The sequence below is a fragment of the Ferruginibacter sp. SUN106 genome, assembly GCF_050611765.1.
Classification (GTDB): Bacteria; Bacteroidota; Bacteroidia; order Chitinophagales; family Chitinophagaceae; genus Ferruginibacter.
Window position 1 is genome coordinate 660070 of the sequence record NZ_JBODJC010000004.1, and the last position, 17659, is coordinate 677728.

17 protein-coding genes, 1 tRNA gene and 1 other RNA gene are annotated in these 17659 nt (G+C 38.8%); 4 read left to right on the plus strand and 15 right to left on the minus strand.

Annotated features, from left to right (window positions below):
* Nucleotides 1-47: 47 nt before the first annotated feature.
* Nucleotides 48-440, minus strand: coding sequence for a hypothetical protein (locus ACQ334_RS18955; protein WP_430989832.1), 393 nt, complete (start codon nt 438-440; stop codon nt 48-50).
* A gap of 171 nt (nt 441-611) precedes the next feature.
* On the opposite strand from ACQ334_RS18955, the gene katG reads away from it, so the two are divergent.
* Entirely contained in the window at nt 612-2849 is a 2238-nt protein-coding gene (gene katG / locus ACQ334_RS18960; protein ID WP_430989833.1) for a catalase/peroxidase HPI, read from the plus strand.
* Nucleotides 2850-2951: 102 nt separating this feature from the next.
* Here the strand turns inward: katG and ACQ334_RS18965 are convergent, their stop codons facing one another.
* From ACQ334_RS18965 to ACQ334_RS18975, 3 genes are all read right to left on the minus strand, one after another.
* Nucleotides 2952-4310, minus strand: coding sequence for a hypothetical protein (locus ACQ334_RS18965; RefSeq protein ID WP_430989834.1), 1359 nt, complete (start codon nt 4308-4310; stop codon nt 2952-2954).
* A gap of 369 nt (nt 4311-4679) precedes the next feature.
* The gene (locus tag ACQ334_RS18970) at nt 4680-5009 is read right to left on the minus strand and encodes a hypothetical protein (RefSeq protein WP_430989835.1); all 330 of its coding nucleotides are present in this window, start codon (nt 5007-5009) and stop codon (nt 4680-4682) included.
* Between the two features lie 443 nt (nt 5010-5452).
* Complete coding sequence (locus ACQ334_RS18975) at nt 5453-5941, minus strand: hypothetical protein (protein ID WP_430989836.1); 489 nt, start codon at nt 5939-5941, stop codon at nt 5453-5455.
* A 193-nt stretch (nt 5942-6134) separates the two neighbouring features.
* On the opposite strand from ACQ334_RS18975, the gene rnpB reads away from it, so the two are divergent.
* Nucleotides 6135-6531: RNase P RNA component class A (gene rnpB, locus ACQ334_RS18980), an RNA gene on the plus strand.
* Between the two features lie 38 nt (nt 6532-6569).
* Here rnpB and ACQ334_RS18985 read toward each other — a convergent pair.
* The 7 genes from ACQ334_RS18985 to ACQ334_RS19015 form a co-directional block, all read right to left on the minus strand.
* Complete coding sequence (locus ACQ334_RS18985) at nt 6570-7217, minus strand: SDR family oxidoreductase (protein WP_430989837.1); 648 nt, start codon at nt 7215-7217, stop codon at nt 6570-6572.
* Nucleotides 7218-7228: 11 nt separating this feature from the next.
* Nucleotides 7229-8260: a proline iminopeptidase-family hydrolase gene (locus tag ACQ334_RS18990; protein ID WP_430989838.1), complete on the minus strand. Its 1032-nt coding sequence runs from the start codon at nt 8258-8260 to the stop codon at nt 7229-7231.
* Between the two features lie 139 nt (nt 8261-8399).
* Nucleotides 8400-8996 (minus strand): GNAT family N-acetyltransferase, encoded by a 597-nt coding sequence (locus tag ACQ334_RS18995; protein ID WP_430989839.1) that lies wholly within the window; start codon nt 8994-8996, stop codon nt 8400-8402.
* Between the two features lie 118 nt (nt 8997-9114).
* Entirely contained in the window at nt 9115-9573 is a 459-nt protein-coding gene (locus ACQ334_RS19000; RefSeq protein WP_430989840.1) for an NUDIX domain-containing protein, read from the minus strand.
* Between the two features lie 2 nt (nt 9574-9575).
* Entirely contained in the window at nt 9576-10514 is a 939-nt protein-coding gene (locus tag ACQ334_RS19005) for a magnesium transporter CorA family protein (protein WP_430989841.1), read from the minus strand.
* 72 nt (nt 10515-10586) lie between these two features.
* Nucleotides 10587-11375 (minus strand): diaminopimelate epimerase, encoded by a 789-nt coding sequence (dapF, locus tag ACQ334_RS19010; RefSeq protein ID WP_430989842.1) that lies wholly within the window; start codon nt 11373-11375, stop codon nt 10587-10589.
* An 89-nt stretch (nt 11376-11464) separates the two neighbouring features.
* Complete coding sequence (locus ACQ334_RS19015; RefSeq protein ID WP_430989843.1) at nt 11465-12343, minus strand: nucleoside phosphorylase; 879 nt, start codon at nt 12341-12343, stop codon at nt 11465-11467.
* A 145-nt stretch (nt 12344-12488) separates the two neighbouring features.
* Here ACQ334_RS19015 and ACQ334_RS19020 point away from each other — a divergent pair.
* Together ACQ334_RS19020 and ACQ334_RS19025 are read left to right on the plus strand one after the other, a co-directional pair.
* Nucleotides 12489-12559: transfer RNA gene (locus ACQ334_RS19020), tRNA-Cys, on the plus strand.
* 47 nt (nt 12560-12606) lie between these two features.
* Complete coding sequence (locus ACQ334_RS19025) at nt 12607-13041, plus strand: hypothetical protein (protein WP_430989844.1); 435 nt, start codon at nt 12607-12609, stop codon at nt 13039-13041.
* A gap of 38 nt (nt 13042-13079) precedes the next feature.
* Here the strand turns inward: ACQ334_RS19025 and ACQ334_RS19030 are convergent, their stop codons facing one another.
* The 4 genes from ACQ334_RS19030 to bshB1 all read right to left on the minus strand — a co-directional run bounded on the left by ACQ334_RS19030 (nt 13080) and on the right by bshB1 (nt 17125).
* Entirely contained in the window at nt 13080-14741 is a 1662-nt protein-coding gene (locus ACQ334_RS19030; protein ID WP_430989845.1) for a glutamine--tRNA ligase/YqeY domain fusion protein, read from the minus strand.
* A gap of 57 nt (nt 14742-14798) precedes the next feature.
* On the minus strand, nt 14799-15212 hold the full coding sequence (locus ACQ334_RS19035) for a DUF1003 domain-containing protein (RefSeq protein WP_430989846.1): 414 nt from the start codon (nt 15210-15212) through the stop codon (nt 14799-14801).
* Nucleotides 15213-15313: 101 nt separating this feature from the next.
* On the minus strand, nt 15314-16384 hold the full coding sequence (locus tag ACQ334_RS19040; protein WP_430989847.1) for a fatty acid desaturase family protein: 1071 nt from the start codon (nt 16382-16384) through the stop codon (nt 15314-15316).
* Between the two features lie 12 nt (nt 16385-16396).
* On the minus strand, nt 16397-17125 hold the full coding sequence (bshB1, locus tag ACQ334_RS19045) for a bacillithiol biosynthesis deacetylase BshB1 (protein ID WP_430989848.1): 729 nt from the start codon (nt 17123-17125) through the stop codon (nt 16397-16399).
* Nucleotides 17126-17659 lie beyond the last annotated feature (534 nt).

The following is a 17659-nucleotide window of genomic DNA, read 5'->3' on the forward strand; positions in this document are numbered from 1 at the left end:
ATGATAAAGAGCAATGATCTGATTAATTGCCTTGATATTTAATAAAGTTATTGTGTGATTCGTATGGAAAGGTTTGCCCACGGTACCCGCTGATTTTTTTTATTATAGCCTTCAATGTCAACGGTGATAATGGTACCGGGGCCGGTTCTTTTAAAATATTCCCTTGCCTGGTTATTTATTGAGTCGCCTTTTATAGATAGCATAGTGACGTCACTAATCCCTTCCGATCCAAAATATAATATTACTGATTTAATAGTTAACCAGGGAAAGTTTGCCGTTACCTTACCTGCTTTAAATAATTGTTGTTTGCTTATTTTTAATATGGAATCAGAGCAGCCGATATTTTCAACGCAAAGCCTGAAATCCTTAATTGTAAGTTGGGCATGGCTTAATTTGGGAAGAAATAAAAGCAGGATTATGATGGTGTAGTATGTTTTCATTTGCAGAGATATGTAAGATAAAAAACAATCTGCAAATAAACCATGCATTTTTTCTAATAAAAGGTTAAAGCCATTATTATCAATTCTGTCTATAACTATATAAAATTTATAGATAAGTCTTATGTAAAGAATATTGTAAGTTTGAGCTATAAACATCATAAATCTATAAGAATGGAACATAACACATCCCCCGACACGCCAGCATTAGACGTAAACAAAGAAAGCATGGCAAAGTGCCCGTTCAGCGGCGGCTCGTTAAAACAAACCGCCGGCAGTGGTACCAGAAACCGTGACTGGTGGCCTAATCAATTAAAGTTGAACATCCTTCGTCAAAACTCTTCCTTATCAGATCCGATGGGAGCATCGTTCGACTATGCAACTGAATTTAAAACAGTTGACCTGGATGCATTGAAGAAAGAAATTTATGAACTGATGACCACCTCACAGGATTGGTGGCCTGCAGACTATGGTCATTATGGCCCTTTCTTTATCCGCATGGCATGGCATAGCGCAGGTACCTACCGCATACAGGATGGCCGTGGTGGAGGTGGTGCCGGTATGCAGCGTTTTGCACCTTTGAACAGCTGGCCTGATAACGCAAATCTTGATAAGGCCCGTTTACTATTATGGCCCATTAAAAAGAAATACGGCAGAAAAATTTCATGGGCAGATCTGATGATACTTGCCGGCAATTGCGCTCTTGAATCAATGGGCTTTAAAACTTTTGGTTTTGGAGGTGGCCGTGCAGATGTGTGGGAACCGGCAGAAGATGTGTACTGGGGTTCGGAAAAAGAATGGCTAGGAGGAGACAAGCGTTACAGCGGTGACCGTGACCTGGAAAATCCGTTGGCTGCGGTACAAATGGGTTTAATTTATGTAAATCCTGAAGGTCCTAACGGTAAGCCTGACCCGCTTGCTGCTGCACGTGATATCCGTGAAACTTTTGGCCGCATGGCTATGAATGATGAAGAAACGGTTGCGTTGATAGCAGGTGGGCACTCCTTTGGGAAAACCCATGGTGCTGCTGATCCGGGAAAATATGTTGCCGCAGAACCTGCCGGTGCAACTATTGAAGAGCAAGGCCTGGGCTGGAAAAATACCTATTGCAGTGGCAGCGGCGGCGATACCATCACCAGTGGTTTGGAAGGAGCCTGGACAACCACTCCGACAAAATGGAGCAATAACTTTTTTGAAAACTTATTTGGCTACGAATGGGAATTGACGAAGAGCCCTGCAGGTGCACAGCAATGGAAACCTAAAGATAACGCAGGTGCCGGCTTAGTACCCGATGCACACGATGCATCAAAACGTCATGCGCCATTTATGCTTACCACAGATCTGGCATTAAGAACAGACCCGGCGTATGAAAAAATTTCAAGACGCTTCTTCGAAAATCCTGATCAGTTTGCGGATGCCTTTGCCCGTGCATGGTTTAAATTAACGCATCGTGATATGGGCCCACGTACACGCTACCTGGGTAAAGAAGTACCTGCAGAAGAACTGATCTGGCAGGATCCTGTTCCGGCTGTTACACACCCATTGATTAACGATACCGATGTTGCAGCATTAAAAGGTAAAATACTGGCAAGCGGATTATCTGTATCTGAATTAGTAGCTACTGCATGGGCATCAGCTTCCACCTTCCGTGGTTCTGATAAACGTGGTGGTGCTAATGGGGCACGCATTCGCCTGGCGCCGCAGAAATACTGGGAAGTAAATAATCCTGCTCAGCTGAGTAAAGTGTTGGCGGCTTTAGAGAGTATCCAAAAAGAATTCAATGCTGCTTCTGCCACTACAAAAGTCTCATTGGCCGATCTGATTGTTTTAGCTGGCGGTGCAGGTGTTGAGCAGGCTGCAAAAAATGCAGGCTATACAATAACTGTTCCTTTCACTGCAGGAAGAACAGATGCCACACAGGAACAAACGGATGTGGAATCATTCGCCGTACTGGAACCTGTTGCTGATGGTTTCCGAAATTATTTAAATGCTAAACATACTGCTTCTGCAGAAGAATTGCTGATTGATAAGGCACAACTGTTAACCTTAACCGCACCTGAGTTAACCGTGCTGGTTGGTGGTATGCGTGTGCTGAACACTAATTATGGCCAATCTCAACATGGTGTATTCACTACACAAGCAGGTGCATTGACCAACGACTTTTTTGTGAACCTGATTGATTTCGGCACCACCTGGAAAGCAGCCTCTAAAGATGTGTTTGAAGGCAGCGATCGTAAAACAGGCGCAGTAAAATGGACTGCAACAAGAGTTGATCTGATCTTCGGTTCTAACTCAGAGTTGCGTGCCCTTGCTGAAGTATATGCCTGCGAAGATGCCAAAGAAAAATTTGTACATGATTTTGTTGCCGCATGGACTAAAGTAATGAACCTGGATCGTTTTGATCTGGCTTAACGAATACATCCTGTGATAGTTTAAAAGGTAGCCTGTTTACACGGCTACCTTTTTTTAATTGCTGATCTATCTAACCCCAAAAAATAATTTCATCCTGTTCAGTTAATGCGCTTCACCATAAATAAAACTAAAGTCGGTTCTTGCAGGCGCAGCCGGGAATGTAGCTACATAATGACAACCCATGCAACTGGAGCTAATACCTTTTGCAAAAGGCTGGTACAATGAATCAGTATAATAAGGCTGATCGATATTTAAATGGAAACCACCATAAGAAGCCGGGTGAGGCCCCTGCACATAAGTTTCCTGAACAGAATTGGCCAGGAATGACGGCGTCATTGTTTCGGCAAATAACCATTGAGTGCTTACTAATTTATAATTAGCCCAAACTGATCCCTTTAATAAAGATTGAAAATAGAGATTGATACTATCTGCAAAAGGATCTTCCACCGCATTTACTCTTTTTACCTGTGTAGGTTTGTTGATGGGGCTGCCATCAGGATTTAACTCTTTATAATTGCTGCCCGGTATGGGTAAATTCGGCGTACAGGTATCACAGTTAGCATTGTAAAAAGATTTGGTTAAATTATCAACCTGTTCAAAAGTAGACCATACCCAGTTGCGTTGTAATGCAGTTTTGTGTGCTATGTGTAAGCCTACCAATCCAAGCGTAACCGGGTTTTCGCCGGGGCTGGGGTCGCCAGAATCATCATTATACACAATGGCTTTTATCTTATAAAACTTATTCGTGTCATCGCCTTTACCCAATACTTTCCATGCTGCTTTAAATTCCATGGCACCATTGGCTCCGTATGCAGAAGGGCCGGCAGGCATAGTGATGGTAGTGCTATCTGCAGCATATTTATTCTGCCCCGCTATATTCCATAAATTGTTTTTAGTAATAAAATTGTATTCATCATAATTCATACGCACTTCGTAGCGGGCAAATCTTCCGTTCTGATCTACCAATGGGCCACCAACAGCCTGGTCAAGCGCATGCGGCGATTTTGAGATGCGATGTACAAAGCGATACACTCCTGTTTTGCGTGCCAGGTCCTGTACTTTTTGCGGAAGATGTGTAAGACTGGTAACAGCATTATTATTAGAACACCATGGGCTTGGCGCATCCGGTGATGCAACAAAAACCTGGTCGGAAGAAAGATAGGTTTCCCAAACCACCGGGCCTTTGCCGGTAAGAATGGTGCTGCCATTGCTGGTATCGGGCCCGCAGGTAGTAATATTGGCAGGCCAGTTCATGGCAATAAAACTTTGCCATGAAAATGTATCCGCAACTTTTTGTGATTGGGCTACAATGTCCATAGGCAATACAGCAAATTTATTACTGATACCGTTGGCGGTTGCATCCATAGTTGTTGTTGGTGAAGAACATCCGGAATTAGTAAAGAGCAGGTTGGCAAATACAATTATTGCTGCAATACCCAGCACTATAATTTTATTTTTCATTGGTAGTTTAATTTAAGGCGTGTAATTTTTAAAATTTTACACTGACAAAATATAAAACCAATGATGCATTTTTACCCGTAGAAATACTGGTTTTTAAAGTAGGGTGCAAATGACCTAATGTAGAACATGTAAAAAAATAAAGGCAGTAAAGCGGTTAATCGCAAAGAAGAAAAACTTGTTCAGGATTTTGATAGCGCATTGTATAAAGGATAAATCTTGATTTTCTTGATCTGACTTGACGTGAACATTCAATGATAGTTTTGAAAGATGACTTGGAGACGAGCTATCTTTTTTAATTGAGAATTGATTGGTTTATTTTAAGCGAAAACTTATTGTTTTTTGTACAGTTCGTTTTGTACGCCGTAAAAGTCAATTATTATCTTTTGTTTCCAAATCATTCTCTGTCAATTCGTAATTAAGCTTTCTATTTCTAAAAAAACTTTCAAGAGCATTCCATGTTTTGTCATCTAGTTCATCTGAAAGTTTTATGTCCTTTGATGTAATAAAGTGCCGACAGCCGAAGCAAATGTCAAAGTAAGAGCATTTGCCATTTTTGAATATTAGTATTCCATGATGAGGCATAAAACAACTAATGTCCCGGATAATGCTATCATTATTAGGAGTGATTATTATTGCAGCAATTGAATCAATTTCTTTTTTGTCAAGCTGATAATGCTCTTTTACGATTTTATAGTTCACCTTGTTTTTTCAACTAGTTGATAGGAGCCAATTCTTTCATTTGTCTTGTCGTCAACGATTGGAATATTCGTTGTCAAATGACTTACAATAATTACGGAGTCAGCAATTACAAATTTTTGGTAAACTTTATTATTTAGATTTTGTCCAAACCCGCTTGAGAAAAAAGTGGTAAGAAATACTGTTATAAAAATATGTCTTGTCATGTTATTGTTAGAACAAGAGGTCGAATTTATGGCGTAAAACAATTGTATTGGCGCAACTTCTTACATAAACCTAAACTGATTATCAATATAAATTTATCCAAGACCCAATTGTAATACTGCAATATAACTAAAATTGTCATGACTGTTTATCTCTCTCCGACACCCCAAAAAAATAAAATCTATCTTTGGATTCTATCAGCCGAGTTATCGTGGCGTTTGAAGTCGCTAAGGAAAGGCATGTTAGGTAAAGGTTTCTTCATTGAAAGAATTGCAAAAATCTGAAATCAGCTTCATATTTCTTTCACTGTCGTTCCAGTTAGTTTCTGTAATTAATTGTTTGATATGTGTTCTGACAAAATATTCCAATTCATTTGCAGTTTTGATTGCAAATGTTCCTGGGTCGGGCTCGAAGCTGTAATACCACTCGCTTAATATTTCAAGTATGCAATTTCTAACAAGTTCATGTGGACTTGATATTAAAAGTCTTGTAACCAATGGCAGCACTTCCGTAATTACCGGATAATAAGTTCCTGCATGGTTATTACCAACCGCAAATAAAACGTCGTTATAAATATTCCATTTTTCATCCTCATTTCTCAGATTGACGAGATTCGTTAGACTTAAAACAACATTATCGGGCCTGTAATATTCTGGTTCATTGAATTGGCTCCAATTTATATGGTTAATCTTTCCAATAAATTCCGCTTCGCTTATTTGTGAAAAAGTCATTGAGATTTCTTAAGTAATCAGTTGTTAAAAGGCTTGCACCTGACATTTGTATTTATGGAACTTCTTGCATAAAGACAAACCGGTTATCGATATAAATTTATTCAAGAGTTCATCGCATTATTGCAATATAATTAAAATTGTTATGCCTGTTTATCTCCAACTAATCCCAAAAAAATAAAATCTATCTTTGCGTTCTATCAGCCGGGTTATCGTGGTGCTTAAAGGCGCCAAGGAAAGTCCGGACAGCAAAGGGCAACACACCGGTTAATGGCCGGTCTTGTTGTGGAGGGTGGCAACACCAGCCATAGCGGAAGAAAGTGCCACAGAAAATTACCACCTCAACTTGTTGAGGCCAGGGTGAAAACGTGAGGTAAGAGCTCACGGATTTTTGCAGTAATGCATTAATCGGGTAAACCTTGTGTGCTGTAATGCCACGTATATCAGCGTTGAGGGCGGCTCGTCCGATGTTACGCAAGTAACTACGTTGAAGGGTAGGCAGCAAGATTGTAACAGTAATGTTGCAGCCAGATAAATGATAACCATTCCGAGTGATCGGGATACAGAATCCGGCTTATAGGCTGATAGATTTTTAAATTATTAATGGCTCCGTTTTTCTGGAGCCTTTTTATTAATAACTTTTTATTTTTGGAACATCAAATATGGTCTTTGATGTAGCAGGCTTTTTTATACAATCCACCATTGCATTTATTATTTGTTTTATAGTAACAGTATCTAAATGAATCGCAGCTTGTTTTTTTGAAGGAATGAATTTTAAAATAAAGAAAACAGGTTTTAATAACAATGGCCACCAATGGCCCGGGCCTAAAACATACCATGGCCTTATGAATGATGAAATAAAATTTTGTTGCAATAGTAATGTTTCTCCTTCGGCACGTACTTCCTGGAAGTCTTTCATTATTCTGGTTGGATACATGGATACGCTTAAGTAAACAAAATGTTGAATGCCTGCAACAGTTGCTGCTTTTGCAGCTTGCTGTACAGATACCAGGTCAATCTTTTTAAATTGCTCTTTTTTAGCAGGAGAGGGGTGCGCTACTCCAATAAGATGTACCAATATTGTTGCCGGTGCAATATTATTTTGATAACTCGTTGCATCTAGTGCATTGCCAAAAACTATTTCGCAGCCGGGTGGTAATTTAGTTTCTGATCCTTTTCTTACCAATGCTTTAATATGAAAATTACCTTCCTGTTGCAGGGCTTTAATTAACCTGGTACCGATATAACCTGTGCCGCCGGTAATAAAAACAGTTTGCATGGTTGCAGTGTTTACAATTTTCCTTCATTCACATCTTTAATAAAACTGATAAGGCCGGGAAAATAATTTTTCTGGTCATCATACATATCCATGTGGCTGCCGTTGGGGCACAATAAAAACCTGCCGTGCTGCACCTGGGTACTCATCCATTTCATATGTTCCGGATCCATGGTATCAAATTTTCCACCAATAGTAAGTGTAGGTACTTTTATTTGCGGCAATTGTTTTTTTACATCCCAGTTAATTAAATTACCACCAATGCCAAATTCGCTTGGACCCTGCATGGTAACATATAAGGAGTGGTTCATTTTTGCAAAAGAACGGTTCACCGGTTCAGGCCATTGATCAATGGGTATGCGGCAAATATGTTTGGCATAAAAATTCGGCATCAGCAATTCCATGTATTTAGGATTTTCAAAATCTCCTTTCTTTTCTATCTGCCTGATGGTATCTAAAATTTTCTGATCAAACTGCGGGGCTAAAACTTCCTGCGCATATTTACCATAGTCGGGGCAGCTGCTCATCATATTGCTGATGATAAGGCCTTTTAAATTATCCTGGTATTTTAATGCATACTGCATGGCTAATATACCGCCCCAGCTATGGCCGAGTAAATAAAAATTATCTTTTGTAAGATGCAATGCCTTGCGTACCTGTTCTACTTCTTCAACAAATCTTGCAAGATCCCACATGCTGGTATCTTTTGGATTATCAGATAAGCCGCAACCCAATTGATCGTAATAAATAAATTCAATGTCTTGTTGCGGAAAAAAACTTTCAAAGCATTCGAAATATTCATGTGTGGCACCGGGACCGCCATTTAATAACAATAGTTTTATCTTAGGATTGTTGCCTACACTTTTTGTCCAGATATTAAATTTCCCTTTGGGTGTTTCTATCGGGATAATTTTTATGCCGCCGGTTTGTACTTCGTTAAACAGACTATCATTTACTGCGGCAGCTGTTGCCACATTTTCTTTTTCGTTAGCATGGCAGGAAAATAATAGTATAATGGAGATGAAGGCAAAATGTATATTTCTCATAATGAAAGTTTAGTAAGTAAATTAAAAAATATTATTGAGAACGGAGTTTTTATTACACAAAGATTCGCAGAGATTTTCACGGAGGAACACAAAGCCTTTGTGTAACTCAGTGTTACCTCTGAGCATCTCCGTGGCATATCTACCCGAGGTCTTTAAAAATAGTTTCCTTTATTTCCGGCCATTCTTCTGCAATAAAACTAAAGTACATGGTATCTCTTACCAATCCATCTTCGTTAATGCTGTGGCGGCGTAAAGTGCCTTCCTGTACTGCCCCAATCTTACGCATTGCTTTTTGCGATCTTAAATTAAGGTGGCTGGTCTTTAATTCAATACGGTTGAGTTGCAATTGTTCAAAACCATAGGAGAGGAGTAGAAATTTACAATGCTTGTTGAAGCCTTTGCCATGGAGACTGGGATCAAGCCAGGTCCAGCCGATCTCTATTCTTTTGTTAGGAAAATCGATATTGCCATAACGGGTGCAGCCAACGTATTGCCCTGTTTGTTTGTTAAAATAAGCAAAGGGATAAGCTTTTTTATTTTTCTTCTCCAGCAAAGCGGTATCAAAATACCTTTTATAATCCGCTTCCGAATTTACTTTTGCGCCTGTAAACTCCCACAACATTTTATGCATGGCCACAGGAAGCAACAAGTCATAATGCTTTTCTTCTAATGGCTCAAGCCTTACTAGTGCATCTTCTAAAATAATGGGCGTATCAAAAAATGTATCGTAATTCATAAAATACTTTTCCGTTTGTTAGAATTTAAAAAGCACACAAGTTTGTTTTTAGGTAGCCACAGATTACGCAAATTGCACAGAAAGAAAAGAAAGTAATTTGTGTAATCTGTGGCAGCTTTTAAAAATTATTTTTTATTAATGTGGCTACAATTTTGTCGATCGGCAAAGTCATCGATGCCTCAGAAAATTTTTCCCAATCTACAAAGCGGAAGGTTTCCGTTTCACCGGTTTCTTTATATACTCTCATTTGTTGTTCATCAAAATCAAATGGCGAATCTCTCAGTGGCGCTTTTATATCTTCTAATGCTTTTGCAAAATAATAAATAGAGATGATCTGCTTTTTATTATCAAAGGCGCTCATCTGGTAAAAATCTGTAGTGTAAATATGATCGCCGATAGCAACATTCAATTGCATCTCTTCCATAAATTCTCTTTTCAGGCAATCTCTTGTGCCTTCCCCAAACTCTAATCCACCGCCTGGTAATTTAGTGATATACATGCCACGGATCAATTCATCACTTACCAAAACCTGTCTGCGGTCGTTAATTAAAATGCCATATACCCTGATAGAAAACATAATTATTTTTTAAAACGCTTTAAATAATTCCACATTACAAAACCAAGAATAACAACAGATAAAATTACGGGCACCCAAAATGCATAATGAGTGTCTTTGTAGGGGATAGGCACATTCATACCGTAAATGCTTGCAATTAAAACCGGCACACTTAAAAATATAGTAAGCGTGGTAAGCCGCTTTAGCACTTCGTTCTGATTATTGCTGATAATGCTTGCAAAGGCATCCAGTGAAGAGCTTAAAATCGTGGTATAAGTGTTTGCTGTTTCCAATGCCTGTGATGTTTCTACTACCAGGTCATCTAAAAAATCTTTTTCATCATCGGTCAGTTGCAATACATTGGTACGGGCCAGTTTCATCATCAGCAATTCGTTGCTGCGTAAAGCGGTAATAAAATACACCAAGCTTTTTTGAATACGCATCAGTTGCAGTAATTCCTGGTTACGGTTGGCATCGTATAATTTTTGTTCCAACACATTTCGGCGCTGGTTAATTTCTTTAAGGTATTCCTGGAAGTTGGTGGTAATCTTTTCAAATATTTTCAGCACCATCATATTTCTTTTATCAGGATGACGGTTTTGAAAGCTATTCAGGAATTTTTTTATCGCTTCATTCTCAAATGAATTTACAGTTACTATCTGGTTATGCGTTAAAATAATACAGATTGGGATGGTAATATAAAAGGCATCACTTTCGTTGAAAGAATTATTTTCAGTAGGCGTTTTAATAACGATCAGTTTTACATTGTCGTCAATTTCATAACGGCTGCGTTCATCAATATCTAAAGAATCTTTTAAAAAGTCAATAGGGATATCTAGGCTTTCGCTGAGTTCTGTAAATTCTTCCTGCTTTAGCGGTGGCAGCACATTTACCCATGAACCAATTTCGGGCTTATCCGTTTCGATGGTCTGGTGTTCGATGATTTTAAAATACTGGATCATATATTAAGCTGCTGTTCTTTATGAAATGATATTCAGATGATGCGGTGTATGCAATGCAATAAAAAAATACATTTATACTTCTGTTTCTCCCTTAAAAACAAATTCAGCTGGCCCGCAAAGCCAGATATTTTCAAAGTGCTCTTCATCTGTTTTTTCAAACTCCACACTTAAATGCCCGCCGGGTGTTTGTACTTCCACACGGTTAAAACCTTTTTCGTTGTGGGCACTCATTAATGCAGCTGCTGTAACGCCGGTGCCGCAACTCATGGTCTCGTCCTCCACACCACGTTCGTACGTGCGCACAAAAATGCCATCTTCATCAACAGACTCTACAAAATTCACATTAATGCCTTGTTCTTTAAACTCTTTGCTGTAGCGTATTTCACGGCCTGTTTCAACTACGTCAATATCCTTTACGTTATTGGCAAACTTTACAAAATGTGGTGAGCCGGTATTTAAAACAGCGTAGGTAGAATGTTCATCTACCTCGGTAACATCTTTCATTTTTAATCTTACTGTCTGGCCATTGTCAATTGCAATATCTGCAAAATGTTCTCCATCTGTAGCTATAAAATGATAGGTGTTTTTATGTATGCCCATATGGTAAGCAAACTTCACTAAACACCTGCCCCCATTACCACACATGCTGCTTTCGTTGCCATCAGCATTAAAATATACCATTTCAAAATCGTAGCCTTCTTTTTTTGTAAGCAACATTAAACCATCGGCGCCAATGCCAAAGCGGCGATCGCAAAGATGTTTAATTTGTTTTACTGAAAGGCCATCGTATTTATTATCCCTGTTATCGAGAATAACAAAATCATTTCCTGTTCCCTGGTATTTATAAAATTCTATTTTCATGTGTTATATTTATTGGTTTTAGCCACTTAGCATTCGCCTGATAGCATTTCATCGGATTGTAGCTTCTTTCTACGGCTCATTTCATGATACTATAAATTACTTGATATGATAGCCAGAGATTTTTGAATTAAATTTTCTACCGTTGCTGCACCATCTTTACTGAATTCTTTTGAAATGCGGTTGGCCACAATTGCACTGATAGAAAGACAATGATGGCCTAATGTATTACCCAATCCGTAAATAGCTGATGTTTCCATTTCAAAGTTGGTGATTCGGTGTTGACCGAAATTAAAAGCCGTTAGGTTATCGATCAACGCAGGGTTAGCTAAACCTAAACGCAATACTCTTCCCTGTGGGCCATAAAACCCGGGACAGGTAACTGTAATGCCATGATGAAAACCATCTACAAAATGTTTTATCAGCGATGCACTGGCACTGGCAATGCAGGGGTGAGCAAAATTATTATGCAACTGCGTTTGTGTTACAAAAGATTGCACTAATTGTTTTTCTTCTTCATTATTATCCAGCCTGTAAAAATTCAACAGGTTATCAATACCCAGGCCATGTGTACTCACCACAAAACTGTCTACCGGAATATTCATTTGTAAAGATCCTGAAGTACCTACTCTTATTATATTCAGTTGCGTTAAGTTTTCTTTAATAGTTCTGGTAGCAAAATCAATATTTACCAGGGCATCCAGTTCATTCAATACAATATCAATATTATCGGTGCCAATACCTGTGCTTACAACAGTTAATCTTTTTTTATTAAGATAACCGGTATGGGTTACAAATTCACGATGCTGGTTTTTTACTTCTACCGAATCAAAATGTTTGCTTACTTCACTCACCCTGTCGGGGTCGCCAACAGTAATAATGGTAGGGGCAATTTCTTCGGGCCGGCAGTCCAGGTGGTAGATGGCACCACGGCTGTTAATAATAAGTTCGGATGCTGGTATAGTGCTCATAATATTTTTTTAAAAACAGATTTACAAGGGAGAATAATTTTGCCTAAAAATACCCTATTTTTGCAACACTAAAAAAGGTCCTTTGTCCGCCGCGGCGGATAGGCAAAGCTCTAAAAAGCTTTTAAGTATATAAAAACAATTAAAAGGTCCTTTGGCCGAGTGGCTAGGCAAAGCTCTGCAAAAGCTTCTACAGCGGTTCGAATCCGCTAGGGACCTCACCAATCGCCCCGGTATTTACGGGGCGATTTTTAATTCAGCAATATATGAATGCAAAAATATTATCCTGGTTTGGCATGGCTGCCTGTGTGATACTCATCATTTCCTGCTTTTTACCCTGGGGCTATTATGCCGATCCGCAGATTACCAATGAAGCTGAAAGAACTTTTACCGGCTTTTTTTCTTTTAAAGGGCAGTATGGTAAACCCGGTTATGCCCTGGTTTTATTTGCAGCTATAATTTTAGCCTTTATGATACTGCCCAAAGTGTGGGCCAAAAGAACCAATCTTTTTTTAAGCGCTTTTACCCTGGCCTATGGCATCAAAACCTATATACTTTTTACTTCCTGCTATAATGCTTATTGCCCCGAGAAGAAAGCAGGGATATTTATCATGTTGTTTGCAACAATAGTAATGTTAATTGCCAGCGTATTTCCTAATATGAAAATTTCGGAAAGTAACGTTGAGAAAAGTGCAACATGATCTGACGCCCCCGTCTGATCATGTTGAGCAACAAAAAATCAATTTCGTTTTACTTCTTTACCCCAGGCATCTTTTAAAGTAACCGTTCTGTTGAATACCAGTTTTTCTTTGGTGGAATCTTTGTCTAAACAAAAATATCCTTTACGTAAAAATTGGTAACGGCTGTCTGGTGTAGCAGTTGCCAGGGAAGGTTCTATATAAGCGTTGTTGATCACCTGTAAAGAATCAGGATTGATATTATCTTTAAAATCTCCTTCTTCTGCAGCAGGGTTTTCTGCCTTAAACAGGCGATCGTATAATCTTATTTCGGCATTGATAGCTTGTGCTGCACTTACCCAATGTATGGTGCCTTTAACGCTGATGCCACTGCTGTCACCACCACTTTTACTTTCAGGTATGTATGTGCATTGAATTTCAGTTACGTTTCCTGCTTCATCTTTTGTAAAGCCCTCGCATTTTACAATGTAGGCGCTCTTTAATCTTACCAATGCGCCGGGAGCTAAACGAAACCATTTCTTAGCGGGTACTTCCATAAAATCTTCCCTTTCTACCCACAACTCTTTGCTGAAAGGAACGGTACGGCTGCCCATACTTTCTTCTGGTCCGTTTTCACTGATCAGCTCTTCCGTTTTACCATCTTCATAATTGGTGATGATGAGTTTTACAGGATCTAAAACGGCCATTACTCTCAGGGAAGTTTTATTCAATTCTTCACGTAAACAAAATTCCAGTAAACTGATATCAATTAAATTTTCTCTTTTAGCTACACCTATCTTATCACAAAAATTGCGGATACTTTCCGGTGTGTATCCTTTTCTTCTAAAGCCGCTAAGTGTAGGCATACGGGGGTCGTCCCAGCCACTTACATAACCTTCATTAACCAGTTGTAATAATTTTCTTTTACTCATTACGGTGTAGGTCATGTTTAACCTTGCAAACTCGTATTGATGAGATGGGAAGATGTTTAATTTTTCAATACACCAATCGTATAACTCACGGTGTGGTATAAACTCTAATGTACAAATGCTATGAGTGATGTTTTCGATGCTGTCGCTTTGGCCGTGTGCAAAATCGTACATCGGGTAAATGCACCATTTGTCGCCTGTGCGGTGGTGATGTGCATGTTTAATGCGGTAAATGATAGGGTCTCTCATCAGCATATTCACATGCCCCATGTCAATCTTTGCACGCAATACTTTTTCACCATCTTTATATTTGCCTTCTTTCATGGCAGTAAATAAAGCCAGGTTCTCCTCAATACTCCTGCTCCTGAAAGGACTGTTTTTACCAGGCTCAGTTGGCGAGCCTTTTAAAATGGCCATTTCTTCTGCAGAAATGTCATCTACATAAGCCAGGTCTTTTTTGATCAGCTCTATCGCAAATGCATACAGCTGATCAAAATAATCAGAAGCGTAAAATTCATTAGCCCAGTTAAACCCAAGCCAACGGATATCATCTTTAATACTTTCTACATATTCAGTGTCTTCGGTAACGGGATTGGTATCATCAAAACGCAGGTTGGTTTTTCCTCCATATTTTAAACCCAAGCCAAAATTCAGGCAAATAGATTTTGCATGGCCGATATGTAAATAGCCATTAGGCTCCGGTGGAAAACGGGTAAGTATAGTTTTGTATTTACCGCTTTCAAGATCGGCTTCAATTATTTCTTCAATAAAATTTAAACTCTTTTCTTCACTCATCTTTTTTATTTGAATAGCAAATTTAAGGAAACAAGATTTATAATTGATTGTGTGTTATTACTGTTTGGCTTTCATTTCCTGCAGCAGCTCAATAATTTTATCCAGTTTGTCAGATTCAATTTTATTTAATTGACGTTGCAAACATTCGATCTCTTCTTTTGCATCCAGGTTAGTTTTATAGTCATCCTCTGCCTGAACACGGTCTCTTTTTGATTGCCTGTTTTGCGCCATCATAATTATGGGAGCCGCATAAGCAGCCTGTGTAGAAAAGATAAGATTGAGTAAAATAAAAGGGTACACATCCCAGTGTTTTACAAAGCCTATCACATTCAGCGTCATCCAGCATACTACAAAAATACTTTGCCAGATAATGAATTTCCACGACCCCATACCATTGGCTACGGCATCAGAAATTTTTTCCCCTACAGTGAGCGCTTCTACATGCTTATCATGCCAGGTTTTTTTTGCCATAATTTAGTTTTTTAAAATGAAAAGTATACGGTATAAAAAAACCTTTTTATCATCGCACTGTGGGAATAATAAAAAGGTCTTGCTTAATACGAAGCTATTGTTTACGCTCTCCCCATTCTTTTTAAATGTTGCGTATGAGAAACCAATGCATGCCTCATTTTACGGAACTCAATATATTTTACACCGTACTCCTGGCAGGTTTGCTTAATAATTTTGCTGATCTCAGGATAGTGTACGTGAGAAATCTTAGGAAACAAATGATGTTCAATCTGGAAATTTAAACCACCCACCAACCAGCAGATCAACTTGTTTTTAGTAGCAAAATTTGCAGTGGTCTGTATCTGGTGTATAGCCCATTCGTTTTCAATTTTATTAATATCTGCATCGGGAATGGGGAAAGCAGTTTCTTCAACAGTATGCGCTAATTGAAATACTACGCTTAAGATCAACCCGGCAAACATAGCGATGATGAGGAAGCCTAATAACCATTGCAAAAAGCCCAAACGATAAATGGGTAATGCAATCATCATAAAAGCATATCCGGCTTTTGCTATCCAGAATGCAAAATGCTCGAATGTGCTCATTTTCTTAATAGGCACAGTACCCACCTTCTTTTTAAAATATTTGGTATAGTCGGTTGCAAAAACCCAGATGATCAACAATAAAGTATACAGGAACCAAACATAAATATGCTGGTAGCGGTGGATCTTATATTTTTTTTGCGTTTCGCACATTCTCAGCATCGGTTTAATTTCAATATCATCATCCACACCGTCAATATTGGTGTAAGTGTGGTGAATAATGTTGTGTTTATTATTCCACATGATAGCACTTGCTCCCAATGCGTTCACTGAAAATGCTGCGATCTTATTCCAGAATTTACTGTTGCTGAAACTGCCGTGGCCACCATCGTGCATTACATTAAATCCAATGGCTGCTGTTAATCCTCCCATTAAAAAACACTCCAGTATGGCAACCCATGTTGGCGGTGTGAAAAATACCACATGAATATAAAGAAAAACATAAGAAGCCCAGAAAAGTATGGCTTTAAAATATAAACTGAAATTTCCGGTAGCGGGCTTTTGTGCTTTTGTAAAATACTCATTCACTCTTCTCTTTAATTCCTGGTGAAAGGTAGATCCGGCTACGTTTAAGAATTTAGGGGTTGCCATATAATATTGTATTTAAGTATTGTTTTTTACAAGGGCATCAAAATTATTGAAGCCGATCATTTTTTCTGAAATAAAACCCTCGGCATATTTTACGCCGATCATCTTGCCAAACCATTTATGCCTGTATACCACACTATCTAAAAAATCGGGTGTGGAGATATAAGTCTGCGGTTCGTTACTTTCCGTATTATGAAACTGTGTTCCGTAGGCTTTTATAGCCTCTACCTTTTGTTCAAATACAGCCGTAATGTCAATTACAAAATCAGGTTGCAAAAATTTATCCTGGATATAGTTGAACACATATTTCGGACGCCATGCTTCCTGTGCTATCCCGTCTTTTGTAGTTTCAATTTTTTTAAGGCCCGAAAGAAAAGCGGCTTCTGCAACCAATCTTGCTGATCGTCCATGATCGGGGTGCCTGTCTGAAGGAGCATTACACAATATAATCTCCGGCTGATAAGTACGTAATGTGGTAATTATTTTACGTTGGTGAGCTTCATTGTTTTCAAAAAAACCATCAGCCATCGTTAAATTTTCTCTTACATCCACCCCTAAGATCGTTGCTGCTGCTGCTGCTTCCAGCCTTCTTGTTTCTGCGGTACCCCTGGTACCTAATTCGCCTTGCGTCAAGTCGATTATGCCTGTCTTTTTACCATTCAGTTTTTCAACCAGTAATACACCTGCACAACTCAGTTCTACGTCATCGGGATGAACACCAAAGGCCAGTAAGTCTAACTTCATTCTTGGATCAAAATTTCTGGCTGCAAGGTACGTTATTTTAAGCAGGTTTCCCGTAGTAGAATAAGGTAATCTGTTGTAGTAAAGCCAAATTGTGCAGTTATTAACAGTAAAAGAGGTAAAGTGAGTAAAATTCGTGAGGGGTGAGGCGTGAATCGTCAATGGTGGAACGGCAACTGTGAATTAAGAGTTACATATGGAACTTTATGATTTTGGCCAAGGCCCGATAGCATAAAGCTTCTATGCCGGTTATCGATTTAAATATTTCACTTTACGGTTATCCATGTTTATAATAACGCTATCGCCACAATTAAAAGTCTGTTTGATCACAAAGCCAACCGGGATGCAATCAATTGTCAGGTAAAGTGATTTTGTAGATTCACATTTGAATGGGTAAAAACTATTAAAGGGTACTGATAGTGAAGTAGAAAAAACATTATTGTCTTTATAACCTGAAATGTAAATAGTACAAACTTGAGATGCTTTGGCTGTATCAGACTGGATTTTTGCATAAAAAAATTGGCAAAATCCACTTCT

What these genes read in the sequence shown, in the direction of transcription:
- ACQ334_RS18955 (WP_430989832.1), bottom strand. Translation starts at nt 440, where the DNA reads ATGAAAACATACTACACCATCATAATCCTGCTTTTATTTCTTCCCAAA.
- katG (WP_430989833.1), top strand. Translation starts at nt 612, where the DNA reads ATGGAACATAACACATCCCCCGACACGCCAGCATTAGACGTAAACAAA.
- ACQ334_RS18965 (WP_430989834.1), bottom strand. Translation starts at nt 4,310, where the DNA reads ATGAAAAATAAAATTATAGTGCTGGGTATTGCAGCAATAATTGTATTT.
- ACQ334_RS18975 (WP_430989836.1), bottom strand. Translation starts at nt 5,941, where the DNA reads ATGACTTTTTCACAAATAAGCGAAGCGGAATTTATTGGAAAGATTAAC.
- ACQ334_RS18985 (WP_430989837.1), bottom strand. Translation starts at nt 7,217, where the DNA reads ATGCAAACTGTTTTTATTACCGGCGGCACAGGTTATATCGGTACCAGG.
- ACQ334_RS18990 (WP_430989838.1), bottom strand. Translation starts at nt 8,260, where the DNA reads ATGAGAAATATACATTTTGCCTTCATCTCCATTATACTATTATTTTCC.
- ACQ334_RS18995 (WP_430989839.1), bottom strand. Translation starts at nt 8,996, where the DNA reads ATGAATTACGATACATTTTTTGATACGCCCATTATTTTAGAAGATGCA.
- ACQ334_RS19000 (WP_430989840.1), bottom strand. Translation starts at nt 9,573, where the DNA reads ATGTTTTCTATCAGGGTATATGGCATTTTAATTAACGACCGCAGACAG.
- ACQ334_RS19005 (WP_430989841.1), bottom strand. Translation starts at nt 10,514, where the DNA reads ATGATCCAGTATTTTAAAATCATCGAACACCAGACCATCGAAACGGAT.
- dapF (WP_430989842.1), bottom strand. Translation starts at nt 11,375, where the DNA reads ATGAAAATAGAATTTTATAAATACCAGGGAACAGGAAATGATTTTGTT.
- ACQ334_RS19015 (WP_430989843.1), bottom strand. Translation starts at nt 12,343, where the DNA reads ATGAGCACTATACCAGCATCCGAACTTATTATTAACAGCCGTGGTGCC.
- ACQ334_RS19025 (WP_430989844.1), top strand. Translation starts at nt 12,607, where the DNA reads ATGAATGCAAAAATATTATCCTGGTTTGGCATGGCTGCCTGTGTGATA.
- ACQ334_RS19030 (WP_430989845.1), bottom strand. Translation starts at nt 14,741, where the DNA reads ATGAGTGAAGAAAAGAGTTTAAATTTTATTGAAGAAATAATTGAAGCC.
- ACQ334_RS19035 (WP_430989846.1), bottom strand. Translation starts at nt 15,212, where the DNA reads ATGGCAAAAAAAACCTGGCATGATAAGCATGTAGAAGCGCTCACTGTA.
- ACQ334_RS19040 (WP_430989847.1), bottom strand. Translation starts at nt 16,384, where the DNA reads ATGGCAACCCCTAAATTCTTAAACGTAGCCGGATCTACCTTTCACCAG.
- bshB1 (WP_430989848.1), bottom strand. Translation starts at nt 17,125, where the DNA reads ATGAAGTTAGACTTACTGGCCTTTGGTGTTCATCCCGATGACGTAGAA.